This window comes from Pseudomonas sp. Irchel 3A18 (assembly GCF_900187465.1).
In the GTDB taxonomy this organism is placed as follows: Bacteria; Pseudomonadota; Gammaproteobacteria; order Pseudomonadales; family Pseudomonadaceae; genus Aquipseudomonas; species Aquipseudomonas cichorii.
The window spans coordinates 345,830-366,713 of the sequence record NZ_FYDI01000001.1 but is presented as its reverse complement, the minus strand read 5'-3'; the positions used below and the strand labels follow the sequence as shown (position 1 = coordinate 366,713).

General features: G+C 60.2%; 6 protein-coding genes. 3 read left to right on the top strand and 3 right to left on the bottom strand.

Annotated elements, in window-relative coordinates; translation table 11 throughout:
- The 3 genes from CKW23_RS01570 to CKW23_RS01560 all read right to left on the bottom strand — a co-directional run.
- The coding region (locus CKW23_RS01570; protein ID WP_143498874.1) for an amino acid adenylation domain-containing protein at positions 1-3,087 on the bottom strand (3,087 nt) is incomplete at its 3' end.
- 14 nt (positions 3,088-3,101) lie between these two features.
- A complete protein-coding gene (locus tag CKW23_RS01565) occupies positions 3,102-10,916 on the bottom strand; it encodes a non-ribosomal peptide synthetase (RefSeq protein WP_095066900.1) in 7,815 nt (2,604 codons plus the stop codon).
- The gene (locus tag CKW23_RS01560; RefSeq protein WP_095066899.1) at positions 10,913-14,326 is read right to left on the bottom strand and encodes a non-ribosomal peptide synthetase; all 3,414 of its coding nucleotides are present in this window, start codon (positions 14,324-14,326) and stop codon (positions 10,913-10,915) included. Before CKW23_RS01560 ends, CKW23_RS01565 begins: the two co-directional genes overlap by 4 nt.
- A gap of 366 nt (positions 14,327-14,692) precedes the next feature.
- Here CKW23_RS01560 and CKW23_RS01555 point away from each other — a divergent pair, with 366 nt between their 5' ends.
- From CKW23_RS01555 to CKW23_RS26845, 3 genes are all read left to right on the top strand, one after another.
- Entirely contained in the window at positions 14,693-16,762 is a 2,070-nt protein-coding gene (locus CKW23_RS01555) for a type VI secretion system tip protein VgrG (protein ID WP_095066898.1), read from the top strand.
- The gene (locus CKW23_RS01550) at positions 16,759-19,998 is read left to right on the top strand and encodes a hypothetical protein (RefSeq protein WP_095066897.1); all 3,240 of its coding nucleotides are present in this window, start codon (positions 16,759-16,761) and stop codon (positions 19,996-19,998) included. The genes CKW23_RS01555 and CKW23_RS01550 overlap by 4 nt, the downstream gene beginning before the upstream one ends.
- Positions 19,995-20,884 (top strand): hypothetical protein (locus CKW23_RS26845; protein ID WP_256590388.1); only part of this gene is annotated, 890 nt, incomplete at its 3' end. The genes CKW23_RS01550 and CKW23_RS26845, both read left to right, overlap by 4 nt.

Here is a 20,884-nt window from a genome sequence, read left to right as displayed (position 1 = left end):
ACCGACCCGTTCGACTTTCAGCACGTCCGCCCAGATGGCCGCCAGTTGCTGTTCCAGCTCGCTGTGCGGTGCCACATAGCTGTTCTGCAACTGGCTGGCATCCGGTTTCGGCAAGGCCTTGCGGTCCAGCTTGCCGTTGCCGGTCAGCGGCATGGCGTCCAGCACCACGAAATGGGTCGGCACCATGTAATCCGGCAGATGCGCTTTGAGTGAAGTTTTCAGTTCTTCGCGCAGGGTTTGCGGATCGATGCTTGAATCCTGAGGCACCAGATACGCGGCCAGTTGCCCGTCCAGCGCCAGCACGGTGACTTCGCGAACGCTGGCCTGAGCCAGCAGGCGCGCCTCGATTTCACCCAGTTCGATACGGAAGCCGCGAATCTTCACCTGATGGTCGATACGTCCGGCGTACTCGATCACGCCTTCCGCTCGGTAACGGGCCAGGTCGCCGGTGCGATACAGGCGACCGCCGTCCTGAGAGAACGGGTCCGGCACAAAGCGTTCGGCCGTCAGGGCTGCGCGGTTGTGATAACCCCGCGCCAGACCGGCATGGCCGATATGCAGCTCACCGCTGCATCCCAGCGCTACCGGGTTGAAGTCCGCGTCCAGCACGTACCAGGACAGATCAGGAATCGCTTCGCCAATCGGGCTGGCGGCACTCAGGGTGTCCGCCTGGGTGATCGGGCGATAGGTCACGTGAACCGTGGTTTCGGTGATGCCGTACATATTGATCAATTGCGGGCTCTGGTCGCCAAAGCGCTCGAACCAGGGAGTCAGGCTGGTGACGTCCAAAGCTTCGCCGCCAAACACAACAGTACGCAGTGCCAATGGCGTTTGAGATTCACACGCCACCCGCATCAACTGCTTGAACGCCGATGGCGTCTGGTTCAGCACCGTGACTTGCTCCTGCGCCAGCAAGACATGGAAGTCTTCCGGCGAACGACTGACGTCGCGGGGCACGATGACCAGGCGACCGCCGTGCAGCAAGGCGCCGAAAATCTCCCAGACCGAGAAGTCGAAGGCGTAGGAATGGAACAGCGTCCACACGTCCTGATCGTCAAACTTGAACCAGTCATCGGTGGCCGCGAACAGGCGCATCAGGTTGTGATGCGGCAGCAGCGTACCTTTTGGCTTGCCAGTGGAACCCGAGGTGTAGATCACGTAGGCCAGGTTATCCGGTGTCGTCAGGTTGACCGGGGTGCTGTCGGCATAGCCTTCCAGCGAATCGTTCAACGACAAGGTTTTCACCTGCGACGGCACCGGCAGGCTGGCCAGCAAGTGATCCTGGGTCAGCAGCAAGGCAATGCCGCTGTCGTCCATCAGGTAGCTCAGGCGCTCCTGGGGGGCATCCGGGTCCAGCGGCACATAGGCGCCGCCCGCCTTGAGGATCGCCAGCAGGCCGACGATCATGTCCAGGCTGCGCTCCACCGCCAGACCGACCCGCACGTCCGGGCCAACGCCCTGCTCGCGCAGCTTGTGCGCCAGTTGGTTGGCGCGACGGTTCAGTGCGTCGTAAGTCAGTTGCTCATTGCCCAGCGTCAGGGCAATGGCCTGCGGCACGCGAGCGGCCTGGGTTTCGATCAACTGGTGAGCGCACTGCACACTGGGGAAAACCGCCACCTCGCGGTTCCAGTCCTGCAACGTTTGCTCACGTTCGGCAGCACTCAGCAATGGCAAGTCCGCAATGCGCTGATGGAGATTGGCCGTCATGGCGTGCAGCACATTGCGCCAGTGGTCGGCCATGCGTTCGACGGTTGCTGCCTCGAACAGGTCAGTGGCGTAGATCAGCGAGGCACTCAGACCATCTTCGCGTTCGCAGGTATCCAGGGTCAGGTCGAACTGCGCGGTGTGCTTGTCCGACACCTGATATTCCAGACGCAAACCGGGCAACTGGCGAGCCTCGCTACGGCCTTGGGTCTGATGGTTATAGGCAACCTGAAACAACGGGCTGCGACTCAAATCACGCTCCGGCTGCAAGGCTTCCACCAGTTGCTCGAAGGGCAGGTCCTGATGAGCCTGAGCCTGCAAGGCAGTCTGCTTGATCTGCTGCAACAACTGGACAACGGTTGTCTGCGGATCGAACTCGGCCTTGAGCACCTGGGTGTTGACGAAGAAGCCGATCAGGCCCTCGGTTTCGGGGCGGTTGCGGTTGGCAATCGGCACGCCGACACGCACATCGGCCTGCCCGGTGTAGCGATGCAACAGAGTCTGGAATGAAGCCAGCAACAGCATGAACAAGGTGACGCCCTGCTGCCGGGCCACTTCCTTCAAACGGCCCGGCAGTGCGCCATCGAGTTCGACATTGAGGCGTGCGCCGCCATAAGTGCGCACTGCCGGGCGTGGACGGTCGGTGGGCAGCTCAAGCACTGGCGGCTGGTCGCCCAACTGGTTTTTCCAGTAGGTCAGCTGGCGTTCCTGTTCACCCATTTCCAGCCAGTTGCGCTGCCACAAGGCGTAATCGGCATACTGGATCGGCAGCGCTGCCAGTTGCGGCTCGCGTCCCTGGCTGCAGGCTTCGTAAAAACGCAGCAACTCATCGACCATAATCGGCATCGACCAGCCATCGGAGACGATATGGTGCTGGGTCAGGATCAACACATGTTCATTGTCGGACAGGCTCAACAGCTTGACGCGCAACAGTGGCCCTTGCTGAAGATCGAAGGGCCGTTGCACTTCCTGTTCAACGTAAGCCTCGACCGTTTCACCGGCCTGCAGCCGGTCCACATTCAGAGCGAAAGTGCCTGCCGGATGCACCACTTGCAGAGCATCATCGCCTTGCTGCTCGAAGGTCGTGCGCAGGGTTTCATGACGGGCGATCAGGTGCTCGACACTGCGGCGCAAGGCCTCGACATTCAAGGTGCCGTGCAGGCGCAGGGCCAGGGGGATGTTGTAGGCGGCGCTCTGTGGTTCAAGCTGCCAGATGATCCATTGCCGCTGCTGGGCGAAAGAGAGCGCAGAACCTTCCTGCGACTCTCTCTTGAAGATTGGCGTGACAGCGTAAAGATTCACCCCCTGTCGCTTCAGCAGTACCGCCAGCGCCTTGCGTTCACGGGCGGACAGCGATTTTACGGACTCAAGCAACTCTTGCACGGGGGTCTCTCCTGCTAAGCAATCAAATTATCAATTTCCTCCGCTGATAAACGTTTGAGTGCCTCCAGTGATTTAGTCAATTCGTCCAGTGCAGGGTCACTTTTGCCATTTTTTTGCTGGATCACGGCAACCAGCCCCGCCACGCAAGGTTGTTCGAACAACTCTTTCAACGAAACCTCGTGCTGCAATTGCTCGCGCACCCGAACCAGCACCTGCACCGCCACCAGCGAGTGGCCGCCCAGCTCGAAGAAATTGTCGTTCAGGCCGACCCGTTCGACTTTCAGCACGTCCGCCCAGATGGCCGCCAGTTGCTGTTCCAGCTCGCTGTGCGGTGCCACATAGCTGTTCTGCAACTGGCTGGCATCCGGTTTCGGCAAGGCCTTGCGGTCCAGCTTGCCGTTGCCGGTCAGCGGCATGGCGTCCAGCACCACGAAATGGGTCGGCACCATGTAATCCGGCAGATGCGCTTTGAGTGAAGTTTTCAGTTCTTCGCGCAGGGTTTGCGGATCGATGCTTGAATCCTGAGGCACCAGATACGCGGCCAGTTGCCCGTCCAGCGCCAGCACGGTGACTTCGCGAACGCTGGCCTGAGCCAGCAGGCGCGCCTCGATTTCACCCAGTTCGATACGGAAGCCGCGAATCTTCACCTGATGGTCGATACGTCCGGCGTACTCGATCACGCCTTCCGCTCGGTAACGGGCCAGGTCGCCGGTGCGATACAGGCGACCGCCGTCCTGAGAGAACGGGTCCGGCACAAAGCGTTCGGCCGTCAGGGCTGCGCGGTTGTGATAACCCCGCGCCAGACCGGCATGGCCGATATGCAGCTCACCGCTGCATCCCAGCGCTACCGGGTTGAAGTCCGCGTCCAGCACGTACCAGGACAGATCAGGAATCGCTTCGCCAATCGGGCTGGCGGCACTCAGGGTGTCCGCCTGGGTGATCGGGCGATAGGTCACGTGAACCGTGGTTTCGGTGATGCCGTACATATTGATCAATTGCGGGCTCTGGTCGCCAAAGCGCTCGAACCAGGGAGTCAGGCTGGTGACGTCCAAAGCTTCGCCGCCAAACACAACAGTACGCAGTGCCAATGGCGTTTGAGATTCACACGCCACCCGCATCAACTGCTTGAACGCCGATGGCGTCTGGTTCAGCACCGTGACTTGCTCCTGCGCCAGCAAGACATGGAAGTCTTCCGGCGAACGACTGACGTCGCGGGGCACGATGACCAGGCGACCGCCGTGCAGCAAGGCGCCGAAAATCTCCCAGACCGAGAAGTCGAAGGCGTAGGAATGGAACAGCGTCCACACGTCCTGATCGTCAAACTTGAACCAGTCATCGGTGGCCGCGAACAGGCGCATCAGGTTGTGATGCGGCAGCAGCGTACCTTTTGGCTTGCCAGTGGAACCCGAGGTGTAGATCACGTAGGCCAGGTTATCCGGTGTCGTCAGGTTGACCGGGGTGCTGTCGGCATAGCCTTCCAGCGAATCGTTCAACGACAAGGTTTTCACCTGCGACGGCACCGGCAGGCTGGCCAGCAAGTGATCCTGGGTCAGCAGCAAGGCAATGCCGCTGTCGTCCATCAGGTAGCTCAGGCGCGCCTGCGGGACATCCGGGTCCAGCGGCACATAGGCGCCGCCCGCCTTGAGGATCGCCAGCAGGCCGACGATCATGTCCAGGCTGCGCTCCACCGCCAGACCGACCCGCACCTCCGGGCCAACGCCCTGCTCGCGCAGCTTGTGAGCCAGCTGGTTGGCGCGACGGTTCAGTGCGTCGTAAGTCAGTTGCTCATTGCCCAGCGTCAGGGCAATGGCCTGCGGCACGCGAGCGGCCTGGGTTTCAATCAGTTGGTGGGCACACTGCGTACTTGGCCACGCCTTCACGGCTTGCGTCCAGCCAGTCGGCAACGCCAGCTCGCCCAACGAGGTCGATGGTGCTGCGCTCAAGGTTTGCAGCAAGTAGTCGAAATGGCTGGCCAGTTGCGCCACGGCCTCTGCACCAAAGTGCTGGCGGTCGTAGCTGAAACGCACCGACAACACGTCGCCGGCTTCGACAACCAGGGTCAGCGGGTAATGCGCCTGTTCCTGATTGTGCAACCCACTGAAAGCCAAACCTGCCGGAGCCTGTTGCAAGGCCTCGGACACCGGGTAGTTCTCGAACACCAGAATATTGTCGAACAACGCCTCGCCGCCGCTGGCCGCCAGACGCTGGATGTCGTACAGCGGCGTATGCTCGAACTCACGCAAGGCAAGGTTCTTGGCCTGCACGTGCTGCACCCAGTCAGCGACGGTCTGTTCAGGTCGCGGGCTGGCGATGACCGGCAAGGTGTTGATGAACAGGCCCAACTGCTCTTCGACACCCGGCAAGTCAGCCGGACGCCCTGCCACGGTGGCACCGAAGGTGACGCTGGCCTGCCCGGTGTAGCGCTGCAACAGCAGCAGCCACGCCGATTGCACCAGCGTGTTCAGCGTCACGCGCTGCTCGCGGGCGAAATCACCCAAGCGTTGAGTGCCCGCCGCATCGATCAGGTGGAAGTAATCGCCATAACCCTGCCCGCCTGCACTGGATTTAAGCGCCTGGACCAGACGGGTCGGCTCGTCCAGTTCGGCCACCTGTTCGGTCCAGAAACGCTCGCTGGCCTGGGCATCCTGGCGTTGCAGCCACTCGATGTAATCGCGATAACGGCTGCTCTGCTGTGGCAGCGGCTGGCCGCTGTAGCGTTGCAGCACTTCACCCAACAGGCGCGAACTGCTCCAGCCGTCCATGAGGATATGGTGGCTGGTGTAGATCAGGTGATGGGCAGTGTCCGACGTGCGCAGCAGCGCCAGACGCAACAATGGCCCCTGGGTCAGATCGAAGCCTTTCTGGCGGTCGGCCTGCGCCCAGTCATCCAGCCACGTCGCCTGTTGATTGCGGGCATCCAGTTCGACAAAGGGCACGATGGCCTGACGTTGCACCACTTGCAGCGAGTGCTCCAGATGGCTGACAAATGCACTGCGCAGCACTTCATGGGCATCCACAGAAGCTTGCCACGCCGCCTTGAAGCGTTCGACGTCCAGGCCCGACACATCGACGCGCAACTGGTTGATGTAGTTGCCCGCTTCCTGCTCGAAAAGGCTATGGAACAACATGCCCTGCTGCATCGGTGCCAGCGGGTAGATATCGTCGATATTCCCGGCAGCAATCGGCAAGCGATCCAGTTGCACCTGAGTCAGGGCCGCCAGCGGGAAGTCCGATGGCGTGACGCCCTGCTGGCCATTGAGGCAATGCTCGATCACAGCCGTCAGCGCCTGCTCGTACTGATGCGCCAGAGCCTCGATGGTCGAAGCCTGATACACCTCGGCACTGAACGCCCAGTCCAGTTGCAACTGACCATTGAAGACCTGGCCGTTGATGCTCAACCCGTTGCTCAACGGCCCGTCTTCACTCAAGGCATGGCCGCAACTGTCAGCGCTCGGCACAAACAGCGCGCCGTCACGCTCATTGAAGCTGCCGTCGAATTGCCCCAGGTAGTTGAAGGTGACCTGTGCTTGCGGCAAGGCGGCCAGTTCATGACCAAAACCGGCATCGCCCAGATAACGCAAAACGCCATAGCCGACGCCCTTGTTCGGCACCGCGCGCAATTGCTCCTTGATGCCGCAGATGCTTGCGCCCGTATCGGCCTGCGGTGTCACCTTGACCGGGAACAGGCTGCTGAACCAGCCGACCGTGCGGCTCAGGTCCATATCGTCAAACAGGTCTTCGCGGCCATGGCCTTCAAGCTGGATCAACACCGATGGCTGCTGGCTCCACTGGCACAGCACCTGCGCCAGCGCGGTCAGCAGAAGGTCGTTGACCTGAGTCCGGTAAGCCGCAGGCGCCACCTTGAGCAGCTTGTGGGTGAGGTCCTTGCTCAGCCAGGACGAAGCATGGGCAACGTCGCGATTGCGTTGCGTGCCGAGCGGATTGTCACAAGGCAACGGCTGGATATCGCCACTGAGGGTTTGTCGCCAGTAATCACGTTCGGCAGCCAGGGTTTCGCTGGCGGCATAACGATGCAGTTGCTCGGCCCAGGCCTTGAGGGAACTGGTCTTGGTCGGCAACGCCAGAGCCTTGCCGGTATTCAGCGCAACGTAAGCCTGTTGCAGGTCTTCCAGCAAGACACGCCACGACACGCCATCTACTACCAAGTGATGGATGACCAGCAGCAGGCGCTGCTCGTCTTCGGGCAGGTTCACCAGCACGGCTCGCAGCAGAGGGCCGTTTTTCAGATCCAGGCTGCGCTGGGCTTCGTCAGCCAGTTCGGTCAGGCGCGACCGGTCATTGAGTTCGTGTTCCCACAACAAGTCGCGGGTGTTCAGCGGCCCGAAGGTCGCCTGCCATTGGCCGTCCTGCTGGGCAAAGCCCAGGCGCAGAGCGTCATGCTGCTCGATCAGAGCCTGCAAGGCTGCCAGCAGATGACTGGCTTCCAGCGGGCTGTTGGGCTTGAGCATCACCGACTGGTTCCAGTGATGGCGCTCGGGAATGTTCATCTCGAAGAAACGCGCCTGAATCGGCAGCAACGGCAAGTTGCCGCTCACCTGCTCGACGACTGCTGCGGGCTTCTTCTGGATCAGTTTGGCCACCGTCGCCAACTGGGCGATGGTCTGTTTCTCGAACAGTTGCTTGGGGCTCAGCTTGAGGCCCTGACGCTTGGCACGGGCGATGATTTGCAGGCTGAGGATCGAATCCCCGCCCAACTCGAAGAAGTTATCGGTCGTGCCGACCTTCTCCAGCTTGAGTACATCGGCCCAGACGGCGGCGAGCTTTTCCTCGATCTCGCCGACCGGCGCGGTATAGCGTTGTTTGACCACCCCCGGCGTGGGCAACGCACGCTTGTCCAGCTTGCCGTTGGCGGTCAGCGGCAGACGCTCCAGCACCACGAACTGCGCGGGCACCAGGTATTCCGGCAGGCTGGCGGTCAGTTGCTCGCGCAGGGTTTCGACCTGCAACGTCGTGCCCGCAGCGGCCACGCAATAGGCCACCAGTTGCAGGCGGGATTCGTCGCTTTCAACCGCTTGCGCCACCACCGCAGCCTCGGCCACTGACTCGAAACGCAGCAGTACCCGCGCCACTTCGGCAGGCTCCACGCGATAGCCGCGCACTTTCACCTGATCGTCGCTGCGACCGATGAATTCCAGCACCCCCTGGCGGCTGCGACGCACCCGATCACCGCTGCGATAAGCGCGCTGCCCTTCCCCGGCAAACGGGTCCGGCACAAAGCGTTCAGCGGTCAGGCCCGGTTGCCCGAGATACCCCAGCGCCACGCTGTCGCCACCAATGTACAACTCGCCCGCAACCTGTTCGTCGCTCAGGTTCAGCACATCGTCCAGCACGTAAGCGTGAGCACCCGGCAACGGCGTCCCCACCGGCACGGAGCGGGACGGGTCGATGGCCCGGACTTCATGGGTCAACACACCGACCGTGGTTTCGCTGGGGCCGTAATGGTTGATGAAACGGCAGCCCGGCTTGAGCTGACGAACCTGCTCGAATAAGGCAGGAGGACACGCCTCGCCACCGACGATCAGCGCATGCTGTGGCAGCACGTCGGCGGGATTGGCGGCCTGCAACAGCGCCGCAAGATGGCCGGGCACGACTTTCAGCACGCCAACGCGATGCTCGGCCATGTACTCGGCAAAACCATCCGGATCGAACCCCAAGGCCTCGGTCAGCACGTGCAAGGGACGCCCGGAACACAAGGCACCGAACAGCACGGTATGGCCCAGGTCGGCGGCGATGGTCGAGACCAGCGCCATGCTGGCGTTCGGTGCCAGTTCCAGACGCTCAAGCAGGCCGCGCACATAGCTGGCCAGCGCGCCATGGCTGACCAGTACGCCCTTGGGCTGGCCGGTGGAGCCGGAGGTGTGAATCACATAGGCCGGCGACTGTGCCGAAACCTCAATAACCGGACGGCTCACAGGCTGGTGCTGCCACTGTGCCGGTGCATAGGCCAGGCCCTGACAGCCAGCGACTGCCAGTGAAGTCTGGCGCTGATCGCCTTCGGCACACAGCAGCACTCGCGCACGGGCGCCTTCTACCATCTGTTGCAGGCGAGTATCCGGCGCCTTGACGTCCAGCGGCATGTAGACGCCGCCCGCCTTGAAGATCGCCAGCACCGCCGTGAGCCAGTCCAGCGAACGCTCCATCAGCACGGCCACGGGCTGACCCTCGCTCACGCCCAGACCCACCAGATGATGGGCCAGACGATTAGCCGCCTGATTCAGCTCGGCGGTGGTCAAGGTGCGTTCAAGGCAACGGGCGGCCAGGGCATCGGGCTGTTTCTCGACCTGAGCCTGCCACTGTTGCAGCACTTGCGCAGCAGGTTCACGGACAGCGGGCTCATGCTGAACCGGCAAGGCGCCCAGACTGAACAAAGGCGCTTCGGGAGCCGCCAGCAAGGTTTTGAACAGCTCCAGCAAGGCAGGAATGAAGCCCTCGATGGTCGAGCGCTTGTACAGATCGCTGGCGAAAGTCATGTCGCCATGGATCAACGTGCCGTCGTCGGTGATATCCAGCGCCAGATCGAAATGCGCGCCATCCTTGTGGAACTCGTACTCGCTGACGTCCAGCCCCGGCAGCTTGAGCGCCACTTTCTGCTTGAGGACCACGTTCTGGTTGAACTTGGCCTGGAACAGCGGGTTGTGGCCCAGGCTGCGCTCCGGTGCCAGTTGATCCACCAGTTGCTCGAACGGCACATCCTGATGCGCCTGGGCGCCAAAGGAAGTCTCACGAATCCGGGCCAGCAGATCGAGATAGCTCAGGCGCTCGTCCACTTCGCAGCGCAGCACCTGTGTGTTGATGAAAAAGCCGATCAGGCCTTCGGTTTCAGCCCGGCCACGGTTGGCATTGGGCACGCCGATGCGGATATCCCGCTGACCGGCCTTGCGGGACAGGAACAGGGAAAAACCGGCCAGTACCAGCATGAACAGGCTCAGGCCTTGGCTACGGGCAAAAGCGTTCAGTTGCCGGGACAGATCAAAACCGAAGTCGAAGCTCAGGCGTTCGCCCTGAAAGCTCTGGGTCGCCGGACGCTGAAAGTCATGGGCAGCCTCCAGCAGTGGCTGCTCATCGCCCAGTTGCTGACGCCAGTAATCGAGTTGACGCTCGCCCTCACCCGCCTCCAGCCATTTGCGCTGCCAGATCGCATAGTCGGCGTACTGCAAGGGTAATTCCGGCAACACAGGTTCACGGCTCTCGCTGTAAGCCTGATAGCAATGCACGAACTCCTGAATCATCACATCCATCGACCAGCCATCGGAGACGATGTGGTGCATGCTCACCACCAGCACGTACTCGTCGCCAGCCAGGCGGTACAAGCTGGCACGCAGCAACGGCCCCTTTTGCAGATCGAACGGCTGACGGGTGCTCTGCTCGACCTGCTGAGCCAGCTCGATCTCGCGCACATCCACCGACAACGCCGACAGATCGACACGCTCCAGCGCCACATGCTGGTTGTCGAGAATCACTTGATGCGGTTGATCGCCTTCGGTGTGGAACACCGTGCGCAACACTTCATGGCGCTCGATCAGATGATCGAACGAGTGCAACAAGGCCGACTCGTCCAGCTCACCGCGCAAACGCAGGCCGGTGGTCATCTTGTAGGCATCGCTCAGCGGATCAAGCTGCCAGAGAAACAGCAGACGCTGTTGTGCGAAGGACAGCGGGATCTGCGCAAAATCATGACGACTGACCGGCACCGGCAACAGGCTGAAGTCCTTGCCTTCCTGGCGCAGCCTGGCGAGGAACTGTTGACGCTGTTCGAGGGGCAGCCCGACAAAGCGTTTAGCGATACGTGCAGCAGTAGTCCCGGTCATGCGCCAAATTCCTCCAGTGAATCCATGAACTGGTCCATATCGCTCCAGTCGTTGTCGGCCGTGTCATCGGTGAGCAAAGCCACTTCTGCGGCCAGATCGCTCAGTACAGGTTTCTCGAACAGCGTGCGCAACGGCAGGCTGACACCCAGTTGCGTCTTGATCCGGGCAATCACTTGCGCGGCCAGCAGGGAATGACCGCCCAGCTCGAAGAACTGGTCATCCAGCCCCACCTGAGGGACGTGCAGCACTTCCACCCAGATGGCGGCCAGACAGACCTGCAACTCGGTTTGCGGTGCGCGGTAAGTGGCCTGCAACTGGCTTGGGTCAGGAACCGGCAAGGCCTTGCGGTCGAGCTTGCCGCTGGGGGTCAGCGGCAGGTTCGGCAACAGCAGCAGATGAGTCGGCACCATGTAGTCCGGCAGGCTGGCTTGCAGCTGGGACTTGATGTTCTGACGCAACGCGACATGCTCGGCATCGCTGGTCGCAGCGGTTTCAGGCACCAGATAAGCCACCAGTTGCGTGCTGCCGGCCAGTGGCAGCGCCAGAACCACCGCTTCGCGAATGCCGGAGCACTGCTGCAGGCACGATTCGATTTCTCCCAGCTCGATCCGGAAGCCGCGAATCTTCACCTGATGATCGACGCGACCGATGTATTCCAGCGCACCATCGGCTCCCAGCCGCGCCCGGTCGCCGGTTCGATAAAGCCGTTCACCCGCCACGAACGGGTCGGCGATAAAGCGCTCGGCGCTCAGTGCCGGCTGGCCGTGATAACCCCGGGCCAGACCCGGCCCACCGATATACAACTCACCCACCGCGCCTTGCGGCAGCAGGTTCAACTGGTCGTCGAGCACGTAAAGGCGACGTCCCGCCAGCCCCTGACCAATCGGCACGCCGCGCCAGGAAACGGTTTCAGGCGTTAATGCGCTGCAATCATGAATGCTCGACACCACCGTGGCCTCGGTCGGCCCGTAGGTGTTGAGCAGACGCACATGACCCAGCCCGGCCTTGCGCCACAAGCGCAAACCTTCCACCGCCATGGCCTCGCCGCCCACATGGATCTGACGCAACGCGCCATAGTGCGCGGGCGGCCGGGCGGCGTAATCCTGAACCAGGGTCAGCCAGTACGCGGCGGGCAGGTCCGCCAGGGTAATGCCGTGCTCGACAACCGCCTGATGGAAGGTGCTGCTGTCCCAGAGTCGATCATCACGCAGCACCACACACGCGCCATGGCAAAGCGGCGGATAGAACTGCTCCACAAAGCCATCGAAACTGTTGGTGGCGAATTGCAGGACCCGATCACCTTCGCGCAAGTCGCTATAGGCCGCACCCAGGGTGACGAACTCGGCCAGTGCGCCATGACTGATAGCCACGCCCTTGGGACGGCCGGTGGAGCCGGAGGTGTAGATCACGTAAGCCAGATTGGCCGGATCGACGCCGACGTCCAGATCATGCTCAGCGGCTTCAGCCTGTTCATCCAGCAGGTCCAGACACAGGCACTGGATATCACCCAGCGGCGGCAGATCGTGCAGCAGTTCGCTGCGAGTCAGCAGCCATTTGAGACCGCTGTCCTGCAACACATGACTCAAACGCTCGGCAGGTGTCTTGGGGTCCAGTGGCACATAGGCCCCGCCCGCCTTGAGCACCGCCAGCAAGGCCACGGCCATCTCCAGAGAGCGCCCCAAAGCAATGCCCACCAGCACGTCGGGACCCACACCCTGCTCACGCAAACGATGAGCCAGACGATTGCTGAGTGTATTCAGGTGTTCGTAGCTCAGACCGGGAGCATGGCGTTCGCCCGCCATGACCAGAGCCGGAGCCTGGGGCGTGCGCTTGACCTGCGCCTCAAACAGACGATGCGCGGGCGTGGCAATGCTGGCCCGTGGCGCGGCATCCACATCCAGCAATGGCTGACGCTCCTCAGCCGCCAGCATCGACAAGTCACCCACCGACTGCTGTGGATTGGCACAAGCCGAGGCCAGCAGATTGCGCCAATGCCCGGCCAGACGGGCGATGGTCGCCTCGTAAAAGATATCGGTGGCATAGGTAAAGGCGGCATTGAGCTGTTCGCCTTCACCACTGGTGGCCAGCATCAGGTCGCTGGCAGCAGCATGGGTACGCTCGGCGACAGCCTGCTGTTCGGCTGGCAGATTCGCGACCCGCAGGCCGCTTTCCAATTGCTTGTCCAACAGATCGGCAACCACCGGCTGATGGTTGAACATCACCTGGAACAGCGGGTTATGGCTCTGACTGCGCTCGGGCTGCAAGGCGTCGATCACGGCGTCGAACGGTAATTCCTGATGCGACTGCGCGCCCATCGCCGCCTGGCGCACGGTCTGCAACAGATCGACAAAACGGGTCTGTGCCGTCACTTCGCTGCGCAGTACCTGGGTGTTGATGAAGCAGCCGATCAGGCCTTCGGTTTCACTGCGCGTGCGGTTGGCAATCAGTCCGCCAACGCGGATATCGGTCTGCCCGCTGTAGCGATGCAGCAGGCTCTTGAAGGAAGCCAGCAACACCACGAACAAAGTGACGCCCTGACGCTGGGCCAGGGTTTTCAGGTCCCGCAGCAAGGCGGTATCCAGCGAGATTTCCAGGCGCGCGCCCTGATGAGTCGGCAAGGCCGGATGAGGCCGATCAGTGGGCAGTTCCAGCACCGGATGCTCTTCCCCCAGATGCGCACGCCAGTAATCGAGCTGACGCTCCTGCTCGCCAGCCTCCAGCCAACTGCGCTGCCACAGCGCATAATCGCGGTACTGCACGGCCAGCGGATTCAGTTGCAGAGGCTTGCCGGCCATCAGCGCATCGTAGCCGCGCAGCCACTCATCGATCAGCACATTCATCGACCAGCCGTCGGTGATCATGTGATGCAGGTTCAACAGCAACACATGCTCCTGCTCTTGCAGACGCAACAGGCGAATGCTGAACAGCGGGCCTTTCTCCAGATCAAAAGACTGCTCGGCCTGGCGAGCCATTTCCCGATGAGCCTTCGACCAGCGCTGTTCCAGTGGCAAGGTGCTCAGGTCCAGCAATTCGATGGTCACCGGCGCAGGCTCGGCCACCCGCTGGAATGCACGTTCGCCGTCCTGACCGAAGGTCGTGCGCAGGCTTTCATGGCGCTCTACCAAGGCACTGAATGCGCGCTCCAGCACGGCAACATCCAGCGAACCGTTCAGGCACACCGACATCGGCAGGTTATAGGCTGAGCTTTCAGGGTCGAGTTGCCAGAGAAACCACATGCGCTGCTGCGCATAGGACAAGCCATCACGCTCAACAAGCCCAACGCAGGACGGGATCGGGAACAACGAAAAGTCCATGTCCTCCTGGCGCATACCGTCGAGAAACAACCGACGTTTTTCAGGGGGCAGCTCGACAAAACGGCGAGCCAGTTTATGGGCGTGTTCGGGATTCATGCATTGGGTCCTTGCTGAATAGGCCTGACCATGAGGCTTGGTCGTATGAACAAGAACGAATTGGAAGCAAAATATTTAACGGAAATTAATGGTCGGTAGCACATCGCCCTTATGCGCAAAAACATGCGCATGCAAAAACGCTAATAATCGCTGTAAGCCTCGTATTTAAAGGCTTTCGATCACTGCGCAAAGAATTGCGCGGGTGCGCAAGCTCTTGCGCACTTTTTGCTGAAAAAGTCGCCTCTTTTTCAAGCAGCCAAATGCCATGTGCTTGTATTTGCTGGATAAAAACCAGTCGGCATGATTTTTGACATACGTCTCTCCGCTCAACGGGCGTTATTGCCCATACAGACGGAGGAACAAGGGATGTCCGCACCCGCCCATCAAACACATTTCAGCCTGCATCTGGAGGACGTCAGACATGACTTTCAGGTGCTGGCCTTTACCGGCACGGAGGCCATCAACCAGCCCTTTGCCTTTGAGCTGGAACTGGTCAGCGAAAACCAGGCGCTGGATCTGGACAGCCTGCTCAATCGCTCTGCCTTTCTGCAGTTCGGCCCCGACGACGCTGGCGTGCATGGCTTGATCGACCGTATCGCTCAAGGCGACTCCCGCAAGCGACTGACCCACTACGCCATGACCCTGCGACCGCACCTCGCCTACCTGGGCCATCGCATCAATCAACGCATCTTCCAGCAACAGTCGGTGCCGGACATCATTGCCCGGATCCTGCAAGAGCACGGCATCCTGGCCGACCGCTATCACTTTCAACTCGGTCTGCCGTACCCGAAACGCCAGTACTGTGTGCAGTACGACGAATCGGACCTGCATTTCATTCAGCGACTCTGTGAAGAAGAAGGCCTGCACTATCACTTCCAGCACAGCAGGGCCATGCACCGGCTGGTATTCGGCGATGACCAGACGGTCTTTCCCAGGCTAAAGCCGCTGACCTATCGACAGGACAGCGGGATGGTCCCCGATGAACCGGTGGTCAAGCGCTTCAATGTGCGTCTTGAAACCCGCACCACTCGCACCACGCGGCGGGATTATGACTATCAGAAACCGCTGGTTCCCCTTGAAAGCGAAGTCCAGAACAAAACCCTGCCCGACCTTGAGGACTACGATTACCCCGGCCGTTTCAGCAACCGTGAGCGTGGCAATCTTCTGGCCCGACGGGCACTGGAACGCCACCGCCATGATTACCGCCTCGCCGAAGGCCATAGCGATCAGCCACGGCTGGTCAGCGGCCACTTTCTGGACTTGGCCAGTCACCCGCAGAAAAGCTGGAACCAGCTCTGGCTGCTGACCGAGGTTCGTCACGAAGGCCGCCAACCGCAGGTGCTGGAAGAGTCCGCTCGTCCTTCTGACTGGCAGGGCTATCGCAATACCTTCAGGGGTACGCCGTGGGACGCTTTCTATCGCCCGCCTCTGCGCCATCCCAAGCCACGCATTCAGGGCAGCCAGACCGCCATGGTCACCGGGCCCCAGGGCCAGGAAATCCATTGCGACAAACATGGCCGGATCAAGGTGCAGTTCCACTGGGACCGCGAGGGCCAGCAGGATGCCAAAAGCAGTTGCTGGCTGCGGGTGTCGTCCGGTTGGGCGGGCAATCGCTATGGCGCTGTCGTCCTGCCACGGGTCGGCATGGAAGTGCTGGTGACTTTTCTGGAAGGCGACCCCGATCAACCTCTGGTCACCGGCTGCCTCTACCACGCCGAAAACACTCCGCCCTACAGCCTGCCCGAACACCGCACCCGCAGCGTCTTCAAGACGTTGAGCAGCCCCGGTGGCGGTGGCTCTAACGAGCTGCGCATCGAGGACCGCAAGGATCAGGAACAGATCTTCATCCACGCCCAGCGCAACTGGGACCAGAGCATTGGTCACGACCAGAAGATCCAGGTCGGCAATGAGCGCCACGACCGGGTCGAGGCCAACAGCTACAGCGAATTCAGGGCCGAGCAACACTGCACCGTCGATGCTGACCGCAAGGTGGAAATCCGGGCGAACGATCATTTGAGCATCGCTCAGGTTCAACACATCAAGGTGGGCGTGGCACAACTGGTCGAAGCCGGACAGGAAATCCATATCAAGTCCGGCGACAAGCTGGTGATCGATGCCGGGATGGAGCTGACCCTCAAGGTCGGTGGCAGCTTTATCAAGATCGATCACAGCGGGGTGATGATGAACGGGCCGCTGGTCAGGACCAATGAAGGCGGCTATCCGGGCATCGGGACCGAGGCGCCGCCCGTGCTGCCCGTCGCTCCAAAGGCGGCAGATACATCCGCTGCCGGCAGGAAACCTATGACAGTGCAGTCCAACCCCAAACCTGAACCATCCACCTCCAGCCAGGGCCCCGAGGCACTTATCGTCGATGTCTGGGGCGATCCCGATCATGGCAGCCAGTTGATCCTGACGGGGCCGGAGCAGCAGCCATGAGCACGTTCAACGACAAGCCCATCACCCAGGGCACACGCAAGAAAACCGAGTACCTGAATGACCAGAATGCGCGGCTGGCGCTGCAGATTCCCCGCACCGACGGCGGCCTGCTGCAAATCCCCCTGCTCCCCGATGCTCAAAGCACCCGGGAAGAGGAAACCATTCAGCGTAATACGCTGCTCTCCGTCCTGCCCCTGGCTCGCCTTCCGGGTTATGACCAACCCCATGAATACCCTCGGGGCGGCCTGCCACGTCGGGGCCGCATTTATGTGTTCTGGCGCAACGTTTTATGGCGAGAGCTGGAAACCGATGGCCAGGGCCAGTTGTTCGAGGTGGATGTCGCGCACTGGCGCACGATCGCGCAACAACTCGGCAATGCCGACCAGCGCGACCCGGTGGCCGTCAAACAGCAGGTGATTCTGCTGCCGATGCTATTGCAGGGCCGCTTCGTCGCCGATCAGTTGCGCATGGCCTACAGCGAACTGCCCTGGAGCTGGGAGCACATCGAATGGCTTGAAAGCGATGCCAGCCGGATCAAGGTTCGCTGTCAGCATATTGCGCGAATCTGGGACACCGCTGTAGTGGGTTCGGAGCACTGGAAAACCACACAGGACAACCCGAGCCTGCCGGTCAGCCGTATCCGCAAAGGCTTGCGGGCCAGGGATTTCAATAGTGAAAGCGCCCTGCAGGACCCGCTGGATTTCACCCCGGAGTTTGCAGCGTTCAGCGATGAGACATTGCTCAAACGTTTGCAAAGCCGCCAGGAGCAATTGGCGCATCACCTCAAACAGCAACCGCCTGCGCCACTGCCAGACGTGGAAGCAGGCGTCGATCTGCTGGACAGCTACCAGTTGCGGGACAACACCCATCTGGTCGCCCTCATTCTTGAAGACCCGCTGTTTACCGTTCGCCACGCGACCGCCCAGATACGCGACTGTGTTTCCTATCTGCAAACTTTGAACGCCCTGATTGCCTTCCAGCCACACGGACGTTATGCGCAGGTGCTGTATAGCGCTGTGGGTGGAAATTACGCTTACCTGAAAGGCCGGATTGACCTGCCGAGGTTTTATGAAACGGTGTTTGAGCAGGAGCGCAAGTTCGGACGCAAATCGCTGGCCGCACACCTTGCGCGACTGGTCGACGTGCTCGACAAAAAACTGCCCGCCGTCCTGATGGACTGGCCCCATCGCCACGACGAAGCGTTGCTGGAACCTTACAGCCTGATGGCAGATGCCCTGGGCGCACTTGAGTACACGCCTGCTCAGGCGGATGCCTTGCTGACCGGCATGGACGTTACAGAGCTGGAAACCTCCATCAGAACCCTGGTCAAGAACATCCTGCAGGCCGAGCACCCACTGGGCGCCATGCTGCTGGCCACAGACGCCGGGCAACCTCCCGAACTGCTCAAGCGCCTGATTGCCCTGCGCGACCTTGATCAACCAGCCGAGCCACAAGCCATGGGCCTGAGCACCCTGATGCTCAGCGCCTCCTTTGCCGACAAGGTGGATTGGCCCGGCCTGGGCAAGACCTTCGCATACTTCATGGGCGACCTGCTGGATATTTTCGGGGCTAGCGTCGTGGCGCAACTCAGCAGGCTGTCCAACAGCAGTCTCAAGATCAAACTCGACCGGCTCTTCATGCCGACCTTTAACACCCTCTCGGCTCTCTCGAAAAAGATGGCTGAAATCCGCCTGATGCCCATGGGCGAAGCACTGGCCGGGAACTATGTGGTCATCGGCGTTCAGGGCGCAGGCTTGCGCAGTGGCCTGACCGACAGCGAACGCAGCGAACTGACCCGCAAGAACTACCGCTACGCCAGCCTTCACAGCCAGTCCGGCGAAACCCTGGGCAGCACCAGCGCCAAAGGCCAAGGCAAGAACGCCCCGATGCTGCGCAATGTCATGGTGCTTGCCATCCCTCAGGGCCACCCCGAACTGGCGCACTACAGCAACTTCCGGGTGAATTTTGGGGCGCTGACGCAGGGGTTGGAGAAGACCAGGGTGGTGCCTACGTTGATGCTGGGGTTTGCGGTTTTTAACTTGGTGGTGCAGTTGGATGTATATAAGGATTTTAAGGCTGAGGGAGAAGGGTTTCGTGCCCTGATTGGTGTCGGTAGCGCACTCGTTGATCTGGCAGTGGCTCTCGGCAACCATAGTAAACTTCTTTTTGGTGCAACCACCGCAAACTACCTGTCCAAGCCTCGTATCAACGTATCGAAAATATCTCCCCGCTGGGCAAAAAATCTAGAAAAACAGACAGGTAGCCCTAAACTACCTCTGCTGCGTGCTCTAGGCGGCGGAGCCACACTATTTAGCGCAGCAATAAGCGCTTTGGACAGCCATCGAAACTATCAGGAAGGCAATTACGAACTATCAGCAAGCTATGCAGTAATTACAGCGGGAAATTTAATATGGCTAGCCTATACCATAGGCCTTACCATCAACCCCTTTGCGCTTTTGATCGGGGCAGCATTGGTGATTGGCGGAGCAGTGCTTGCCAATATATTTGATGACGATGCAATCGAACTTGCCGTGCGTTATGGCCCCCTCGGCACAGACTCTGCCGCTGAAGATTCGCCTGAAGACTTTCTACATTTAAAAGATCCGTTCATTGCCTATCAGCAATTAACGGGGCTTCTGTGCAAACCCGAGATCAATGCAATGCGACTCGGCGACTGGCGCAGAAAAGCCCCAGCACATCATCTTGAGGCACTGTTAAACGCCGACCAGCAACGCAAGCGTCCGACAAACACACATATACAAACCATCACACCCAACGCTCAAGCTCTGGACGATCAGGATTGGGTGGTGACTTTAAGCACCCCCCTGCTGGGGATGCTCAGCAATAGCGCCCAACACTTTCAACTGCTGGCCCATGAATTTCAATCACACATGGAAACCGGCATGGCCTTCGCTGGCCAGCACTATCACTGGCAAAGGGCGGGTAACCCAAAACTGGCGGCGGTGCCACTGGATGCGACCACCGTTCTGTATGTATTGCCCTCTTTCATTGAAACCACCTTTCCCATCAGCCGCACCGTCAGAACCGAAGGGCTGAGAATCAGTACCCAGATCGAATTGCATGCAGAACCGGGCAGCCCGCCTTTGCTACTTCCGCAACCCCACCCCAAAAAGTGGACGCCTTTTACGCCTGCCCACCGCCGAGCACCCAATGGCAACCCGGAGAGCAACCCTCCTCTGTATTGGCAGATCGAAACCATCGAGAACCGTATATGAACGCAAATATTGATACTACCTACGCCAATAGCGCCTACCGCAGCGACAGCCAGGAACTGCTGCCGCCGCCAAGATGGTACGTCCATCTCAACCGCAATGGCCTGTTCAACACGCATCTTGCCTTTGGTCATTACGCCGGGCTGGATTCAGCTACGGAAATCACTCTGCAACTGGAGTGCGAAGAACATCTGATTTATCAGAAGCAGGAAGAGGGTGCTGAAAAACAGGAAGTGTACTGTGATGCAAAACGCTGGCGATTTCAGAACTCCAGCAAGATTCCACACATATTATTTACGTCTAAACTAATGAGTTTTTTCTTTATATGGGTTTCTTGGGGAATGGGTTTTTTCTATTTCCTCCTGGAGGAACTTGACTACCAGAAATACTCAACCGAAACCGCATTTCTGATAACACTGTTCTCTACAGCTTTAATGATTATTTCTCTTGCTACGCACATGTCAGGACAAAAACGGGTCCATTACATTCAAATTGCTGGCCTCCTCATCTGCGCAACCCTTCTCCTCTGTTTAAAAGGCTCGATCTGGGGCAGTAGCGAAATGCACATCGCCTTTTGGGGAGGCACCCTCCTCTACTTCATGGGCGCCATCGGTTTCGATTGCCTGCTCTGGCTACACAGCAAGGTCAGCCGCCATGACGGCAGCGAGTTCAACCGCGTAGACGGCATGGTGCGTTTCAAGCGGCGCTTTCGGCGTTTGTTTGTCGCGCCTTTCGAGGAGTTCGACCCGGTGCTGACATTACTGCCCAGTGGCTACGGCTCTCATGACTACACGATCACGCTGTATCACCGCTACACCAACAAGAAGATATCTCTGGCAACCAAGATGCATTCACTGGGGCTGGATCAGGCCAACACTCTGGCCTTCTG